Raw genomic sequence first — 6,003 nt, forward strand, 5'->3', positions numbered from 1 at the left:
TCCGTCCTGTCCGTGCGATGTGCAGCGGCCGCCCCAGCGGAGAGTGGCGCCGCCCCGACCCACATCGGGCACGAAGGTACGGACGAATTATTAGCGAACCTTAAGAAATGGAAGCCCGCCTGGGGCAATCCGAAATCGGCGAGTTCTACATCACAAAGGTGCCCCGCCGGACCGGAAAGCCGGGTGGCGATCCGGCTCTACTGGTGCCCGTCGTGCAGGCGCTCATCGAACAGCGTCCGCACCTCGTCGACATGCGCGTCGAGCGTCTCCAGTGTCCAGTTCTCGGTGCTCACCGGCTCCAGCACGTCCACATACACCGTGCCCGGATGTGCGACAAGTGAGTTGCGCCACATCAGTTCTCCGGCGTTGTGGATGACGATCGGCACGATCGGCACACCCGCCTGAATCGCCAGGTGGAACCCGCCCTTCTTGAACCTGCCGAGGCGCGGCGTCACCGTCCTGGTCCCCTCCGGCGAGATCGCGATCGAGATACCCGACTTCAGCTTGTTCACCGCGGGAGCCAGCGCGGCCTTCGCCTTCTCGCTGTCCGACCGGTCGATGTATGCGACATCCAGCAGCGCGCCGATCGGCACGAACCGCGGATCGCGGGACGCCTCCATCTTCGCCACCCCGGTCACGTCGCGGCGGATCACGCCGCCGACGATCAGCATGTCCAGCGAACTGGTGTGGTTGAACATGAACACGGCGGGCCGATCGCTCCACGCGTTGTCCTTGCCGCTGATCTTCAGCGAGATCCCGCAGATCGCCAGGGCCAGATCCGGACCGAAGGTCCCGACGAGATTCGCCGCGCTCTGCCGGTTGCGCAGGACCAGCCCGGCCGCACCACCGACCGCCGCCGTCGCCATCAGCGCGCCGATCGCGGTGGAGGTCCGCACCACCGACACCGGATCGGCGCCGAGCTGCGGCTTGCGCAGGTTCACCACCGGCCAGCCCTTCGCCCGGGCGACGCCTGTCAGTTTGCGGTCCGGGTTCAGCGCCACCGGACTACCCACCGACTCCAGCATCGGAATGTCCTCGCCGCCGTTGGAATACGCGAAGCTGCGCGACAGCTCGGCCTTCTTCCTGGTGGCGTACGAACTCAACGCGTCGGCCTTCGCCTGCCCCCAGAGCGGTGGCGTCGTCAGCTCGCCGGTGAGCATCCCGTCCACCACCTCCGGCTCCGTCGACAGCACGTCCGCGATGTCGAGATCAGCCGCCACCCATTGGGCCTGGTATGGCGTGGCGGAGGTGGCCATCACGATCGTGTGCCCGGCGCGCCGGTGCGCGGCAAGCAGCCCGCGGACCTCCGGATAGATCATCCCGGCGATCTCCTGCCGGAACAGTCGCTGCCCCCACTCGCGCAGTTCGTCGTCCATCCGCCCGGCCAGCGACTGGACCCCGATCCGCATCAGCCCGCCGACGTCGGCGCCGCGGAACTGGGTGTCGAACGCCGCCCCGGTGGTGCGCAGCAGCTCGGCGAGGCTGATGTCGAAGCGGCGCAGCCGATCCCGGTACACCACGCTCGCGGAGTATCCGCTGATCAGGGTGCCGTCGAGGTCGAAGGCGGCGAGGGTCCGCGGGCCGGGCTCGGCGGCGGCGATGGCCTTGTGCAACGCGTCCACATCGCTCACAGATCACGCTCCTCGGGCGCGATGCTGGCCTCCCGGAACTGGTCGAGGCGCTCCTGCGTGAGGCCGCGGATGTGTCGTATCCGACCGACCAGGGTGCGGATCTCGGCGGCGAACGCCGTCCGCCTGCGCGCCAGGTCGCCGTCGGCATCCCCGTCGGCGGGCTCGACCAGGTTGCGGTTGCGTGCCAGCTTCAGCGCGGTGCCGAACAGCTCGCTCGAGATGGACTCGCTGCTGGCGATCTGCTGGCGCAGCCGCCGCTGTTCGGCCAGCGCGAGACACGTGGTGGTGAACTCCTTCTCGTTGAACTTCCCGGACAGCGGGGTGTGCACCAGCTGATCGGCCACCACCCCGTAGGCCTCGAGGAACGGTTGCAGGACCCGGTGTGCCAGGTAGGGGCGGATCCGGTCGAGCATGATCTCGGCCAGCTTCGGATCGTCGCGGTTGCTCTCCCACGACGGATAGATCAGCGTCATCTCCCGGCGCATGTCGTGCTCGAAGGTGTCGCGATCGCTGAAGAAGAACTCGAACTTGAGCAGATCGCGGATCCGCTTCGCCTCGATCCAGCCGTCGGCCACCAGGTCGGTGTACCCCTCCTCGATGGCGGCCCGGAGCACCAGCTCCGTGATCGCCCGGACCACGAAGAAATGGATGGTGTTGTTGCGGTAGAACGCCGCAACCAGGTGTTGGTCCTTGCCGAGGTAGTAGACGCGGGTGCCGCCCTTGTCGAAGCACTGCAGCAGACCGGATTCCACGTGCGTGTCCAGGGCCTTGCGGTACACCTGCGGGTTCTGCAGGTCCACCCCGCCCGCGGTCGGCAGCGAGCGGGCGGAGATGTAGTCGACCAGCGGTGTGAGGATGAAGGCCAGTTCGGCGACGGTGAGCGCGCGTTCCTCGATGCCGAGGAAGGCGAGCATGATCAGTGACGACACCGTGATCGGGGTGACCTCGTTGATCCGATGGCACACCTCGAACGCGGTCTTCTGGATGGCGAGCCGCAGGTCCTGCTCGCCGCCGAGGGACTCGGCCAGCGAGAGCGGCCTGCCGACGGTCACGTGCGCGACGCCGTGCCGCTTGCCCTGGGCGCGGACGTACCCGACCATCCAGAGCAGGCTCTCCTTCGTCTTCGCCTCGCCGTGCGCCTCGGCGGCCATCGCGCTCACCTCGTAGAGCTCGTCGTAGGTGAGCGAGACCGGCACCAGGTAGACGTCCGAGACCCCGCTGGACTGGTAGGCCTTGGTCAGGTAGGTGATCAGCCCGAAGCGCGGCGGCCGCAGCTTTCCGGTGCGGCTGCGCCCGCCCTCGATGTACCACTCGAGGTTGAACCGTTTGGTGAGCAGGTAGCGCATGTACTCGCGCAGCGTCCACTTGTAGACCTCGTCGCCGTCGAACTTGCGGCGGATGAAGACGGTGCCGCTGCGCCTGCTGATCGGTCCGATCGGCCAGAAGCTGACGTTCAGCCCGCCCATCACGTGGTTGAGCGGGAGGTCGTTGGCCAACAGTGCCGGCCGCAGCACCAGCGGGTCCAGGTACGAGCGGTGACTCGGCAGGAACACCAGCGAGTGCTCCCGGTTCAGTGCGCGCAGCTCCTCGAAGCGCGTGGTGTCGACGTCGAGGCGGTAGGCGCGGGAGAAGTAGCGGCCCAGGCGGTCCCACAGCGCGATCGCGCGCCTGCTCTGCGCGGCCACCATCTCGCCCAGCGCGTCCCTCGACCGCTTGTCGATCTCCGCCAGCGGGACGTTCAGCCGCAACGACAGTTCGCTGACGCCGGCGTGGAAGCGGGCGGTGTCGGTGATCTCCTCGACCACGAACCGCGACACCTTGTACTGGTTGCCGAGCAGGGCGCGCTCGGACCGTTCCAGCGCGAGGGCGGCCTGCCTGCGGATGAATTCCGGGAGCGAGCCGCCGCCGCTCTCGTCGAGCCTGCGCTTGAGATCGCTGAGGGGGGCGGGCTCGCCTTCGATCACCTGGCAGCGCGCCGGGTCGCTGCGCAGCACGCGCCGCTGTGCGTTGCGGCCCGGATGCAGCGGATCCCGTGGGGACAGCGCCTCCCGCAGTCCGTGTCGATGCCCGTTGTCGGGTGGTGGCAGCCACACCACGCGCACGGGGGTGAGCATCGGGTCGTCCTGCCTGCGGGTGAGCTCGGCCAGCGACTGGCTGCCGATCGGCACCGCGGTCGCGGCCTGCCCGGTCTCGGTGGGGCGCCTGCTGAGCCACGACCGCAACACGTCGTCCTCGGCGGCCGTCACGGTCTCGGTGAGATAGACCCGAGGGTGTTGCGTGCTCGTCATCGTTGCGTCCCTTCGGTCGGGCCGGCCAGTGCGACAACCTCGTCCAGGCTCTCCTGTAGACAGCGCATGAACAGTTTCGGAGCGGTGACCGCGGCGGTGTCGAGGTTGACCCCGATGCAGCAGGTGCCGACGTGCGAGACCAGGGTGGCCATCACCGCGCAGCCGGGCGCGGGCCCGAACGGGAACATCCGCTCGATCCGGGCCCCCGCGAGGTACACCGGGACCGGGACGCCCGCGACGTTGCTGGCCTGCAGGTCGAGGCCGGTGGACTGGGACAGGTACCAGTCCGCCAGCAGCCAGTTCGGCAGCCGTTTGAGCACCGGCGCGGCGAGGTCGATCGCGTCGATCGCCGGTTCCTCGCGCAGCCCCAGGACGATGGCGCGCACCTTCTTGATCCGCTCGACCGGGTCCGCCTCCGCGGCGGGCCCGGCGAACCGGACGGCCGCGAACCGGTTGCCGCCCGAGGTGTCCGAGGCCGATCGCATGTTCACCGGCATGCCCATCGGGATCGGGCCGATCTGCTGGCCGTGGGCCTGGGCGTAGCGGCGGAAACCGCCGAGCAGCGCGGCGACGTACGCGTCGTTGAGCGAGCCGCGTGCGGCGCGGGCGGCGGCCTTGAACTCGGGCAGGCCCACCTCGAGCACGCCGAACCAGCGCCCGAGTCCGCGACCGCGCAGCAGTGGCAGCCCCGTCGCAGGGGGAGGGGTGACGATGCGGCGCAGCGAATTGGCGTAGCCGAGGGCGTCGCTCGCGGTGCCGATCGGGTCGGCCACGGCGCCAACCGCGGCCCTTGCCGCGCCCGCGATGAGCCCGGTGATCCGGCTGGGGGTCTTGCGCACCTCCGTCAGCACGTCCTGGCCGAGCGCCTCGAAGTTGGACAGGTGCTCGGGCGGCGCGGGCAGCCGGTCCGGCTTGTTGGGGCTTGGCGCGGATCGGCGGCTGTGCAGCAGCGTCATCATCTGGATGCCGCCCATGCCGTCGGTCATGCTGTGGTGCGTCTTGACGACGTACACCGCGCGGCCGTCGTCGAGGCCCTCGATGAGCATCGCCACCCACGGCGGCCGGGCCTTGTCGAACGGCTCGGTGCCCAGGTGCCTGCAGATCCGCAGCGCGTGGTTGAAGTCGGCCGGTTCCGGCAGCCGGATGCGCCGCAGGTGATAGCCGAGGTCGAACTCGGGGTCCACCGACCACACCGGGTTGCCGAGGCCCAGCGCGGGCTCCACCGCGCGCATCCGGATCCGGGGCACGATGTGCGAGGCCCACTCGTGCGCCCGCACCAGTCGGTCCCAGTCCGGCGGGCGATCGAGGAGGTCGACCGCGACGATGGGTGTGCGCAAGAGCGGTTGGGATTCCTCCATCCGCCACATGCCGGTCTCGAGGTCGGACATCGACCGGTCCCAACCGTCCGCGACGGCGGACAGGTCGACGTCGACCGCGCTCGGTGGTATCTGCGGAACGCCGTCGGTCATGCCCGCACTCCCTCGGTCGTCGAGCCTCCCGTGGACGTCGATCCCAGGCGCGGAGCCCGGCGGAGCGCCCACAAAGCCAGTGTGGACCCGTCGGGTGGGGCACGCACAGGGTTTCGGGGCCCCGGTGGCCACTGGTGCGGGTGGGCTATTCGGCGACCCCGGTGTCCCCGTCCCACAGCGCGGGTCGCTTACTGATGAACCGCGTCATCATGTCGGCGCACCGGGCGTCGTCGAGTGCCGTGACCCGGACGCCGTGCTCGGCGAGCCAGTCGTGGCCGCGGCCGAGCAGCCTGCCGCCGGCGACGAAGAGTGCACGCATGTTCGGTCCTGTTGCCCACATGTTTAACACTATGTGACGTACGTCACACTAACGGTGACCTGGGATTATGTGAACGAAGCCCAAATTTGGGAGCGCAGGGAGGCCCCGGGCGAACATGCTCGGCATCTGAGTTGGTCGGACGTTCATCCGATCCGCCAGCGCGGCGACACGCGGATCGCCTAACCTGCACGAGTTGTTGCTCTATTGAGGGGTCAGATTTTGTCGTTGGAACGCGGACCCGTCGGGGGTCACGGTACCGCTGGATTCACCGAGGAGCGCTCAGCCTCAGGGGGTGA

At 69.0% G+C, this 6,003-nt stretch carries 4 protein-coding genes; all 4 read right to left on the bottom strand.

The window, feature by feature from the left end; all coding sequences use genetic code 11:
• Positions 1–197: 197 nt before the first annotated feature.
• Positions 198–1,631: an HAD-IB family hydrolase gene (locus ACWFRB_RS03075; RefSeq protein ID WP_452638754.1), complete on the bottom strand. Its 1,434-nt coding sequence runs from the start codon at positions 1,629–1,631 to the stop codon at positions 198–200.
• Positions 1,628–3,919 (bottom strand): glycerol-3-phosphate 1-O-acyltransferase, encoded by a 2,292-nt coding sequence (locus tag ACWFRB_RS03080; protein ID WP_452638756.1) that lies wholly within the window; start codon positions 3,917–3,919, stop codon positions 1,628–1,630. Before ACWFRB_RS03080 ends, ACWFRB_RS03075 begins: the two co-directional genes overlap by 4 nt.
• Entirely contained in the window at positions 3,916–5,388 is a 1,473-nt protein-coding gene (locus ACWFRB_RS03085; RefSeq protein WP_452638757.1) for a wax ester/triacylglycerol synthase domain-containing protein, read from the bottom strand. The genes ACWFRB_RS03080 and ACWFRB_RS03085 overlap by 4 nt, the downstream gene beginning before the upstream one ends.
• Before the next feature lie 145 nt (positions 5,389–5,533).
• Positions 5,534–5,707, bottom strand: a complete 174-nt coding sequence (locus ACWFRB_RS03090; RefSeq protein ID WP_452638759.1) for a hypothetical protein — start codon at positions 5,705–5,707, stop codon at positions 5,534–5,536.
• Positions 5,708–6,003 lie beyond the last annotated feature (296 nt).

The sequence above is a fragment of the Rhodococcus sp. NPDC055112 genome (assembly GCF_053607505.1).

What these genes read in the sequence shown, in the direction of transcription:
- ACWFRB_RS03080 (WP_452638756.1), bottom strand. Translation starts at nt 3,919, where the DNA reads ATGACGAGCACGCAACACCCTCGGGTCTATCTCACCGAGACCGTGACG.
- ACWFRB_RS03090 (WP_452638759.1), bottom strand. Translation starts at nt 5,707, where the DNA reads ATGCGTGCACTCTTCGTCGCCGGCGGCAGGCTGCTCGGCCGCGGCCAC.
- ACWFRB_RS03085 (WP_452638757.1), bottom strand. Translation starts at nt 5,388, where the DNA reads ATGACCGACGGCGTTCCGCAGATACCACCGAGCGCGGTCGACGTCGAC.